This window comes from Mycobacterium sp. IS-1742, assembly GCF_001500125.1.
Lineage (GTDB): Bacteria > Actinomycetota > Actinomycetes > Mycobacteriales > Mycobacteriaceae > Mycobacterium.
In genome coordinates, this window is the sequence record NZ_LQIV01000038.1 from 1 (window position 1) to 1533 (window position 1533).

1 protein-coding gene is annotated in these 1533 nt (G+C 70.3%); it reads right to left on the bottom strand.

The features are described from left to right. A partial coding sequence (locus AU196_RS19290) for an HNH endonuclease signature motif containing protein (RefSeq protein WP_059096680.1) occupies positions 1-1471 on the bottom strand: 1471 nt, incomplete at its 3' end. Positions 1472-1533 lie beyond the last annotated feature (62 nt).

Genomic DNA, 1533 nt, shown 5'->3' on the forward strand with positions numbered 1-1533 from the left:
GGGCGCGGTCTTGGGCGCGGGTGCGGCGGCGTCTGGGCATCTTCAATGCGCGGTCGGTGCGGGGCGCACCTTCCTTGGCCTCGTGCACCGGTGCCGGGGCGGTGGGCGCGGCGAGTGTGGGGAAGAGCAGGGCGCTGCCGGGCCGGGTGGTGTAGGTCTGTCCGGTCGGGGAGGTCCAGACGATGGTGCCGTCCGGTGATTGTTTGTCCCGCCAGCCGGTTGCGCCGGTCCAGAAGGTTTTGAGCAGGTGGTGTTTTCGGCATAGGCAGCGCAGGTTCGATGCGCAGGTGGGGCCGGCGGGCCAGGGCACGGCGTGGTCGAGGTCGCAGCGGTGGGCGGGTTGGTCGCAGCCGGGGAAGCGGCAGGTCAGGTCGCGGCAGCGCACGAAGTCCTGCAGTGCCGCCGAAGGCCGGTAGCGGGGTTCGGGTGCGGTGTCGCCGGGGTGGGTGACCGGCCGGATGGTGGCGCGGTGGAGGAACGCGGCCAGGACGGTGGCGTTGGTGATCCCGGCGCCGATGACGAATGCCGGTGCCGGGCAGGGTGACTGAGAGGGTGGCCTGACATGCGCCTCCGGCTCCTGCTCGGCGGTCGTCTCCGCCTCCGGTTCGGCGTTCGCCTCCGTTTCGGCGTGTGCCTGTGCAGCGTCGAGGGTGTCGTGGGGGGTGACGACGTGGATGACGACGTCTTTGGTGGGGCGCCCGCCGCGGCTGCCGGGGCAGTCGGGGTGGTCGCATTCGCAGTGCAGGGTGGTGCCGGTGGCGACGGCGGCCATGGCGTCGTTGCGGCGTTGTTCGGCGGTGCGGGGGTCCTGGGGGCACAGGGTGTGGGTCATGTCGGTGACGCGTTGGTCGAAGGCGGCGCCGTCGGGGGCGTACATGCGGGCCCAGACGGTCATGAACCCGGGGGCGTCGCTGGGGAAGCCGAATTGGACGTCGCGGTCTTTCTCGGCGTCTTTGACCCGTCGTAGGGCGCCGGGGTCGTGGGTTTCGACGATGGCGTCGATGGCGGCGGTGGTCTTCTTCTGCGAGGTGGGTCCCCAGGTGATGATCTGGGCGGCGAGGTCGGTGTCGACGGCGGCCATCAGGGTGGGGTCGGTGATCAGGGCGGTGCGGGCCACGATGGTTCGGGCCAGCAGGTCGCTGATCTGTCCGGCGGCGAACAGGGCGGCCACGGTGGGGAGGCGGTCGGTGAGCATGACGGCGCGGTGGGTTTGGAACATGGCCAGTGATTCGGTGATGTTCTGGGCGGCGGCCAGTTCGCTGACGGCGTTGGCGTCGGGGTCGACGAACCAGTTGTCGCGGTCGGTGGCGTCGTGGCAGCCGGTGCGGCGGCGGAACACCTCGGCCATGGTGGCCAGTTTGCGGGCCGCGGCCGCTGATTCCACCCGCGCCCATCCGGCCGAGGCGGCCACCAACTCCGCATCGCTGAGTGCGGAGAAGTCGCCGATCTCGGGCAACGAACCATCGAACATGCATTCGATTCTGCCAGGCGCTACCGACACGACCCCACGAAATCATCTGGCCTGTGGATGAA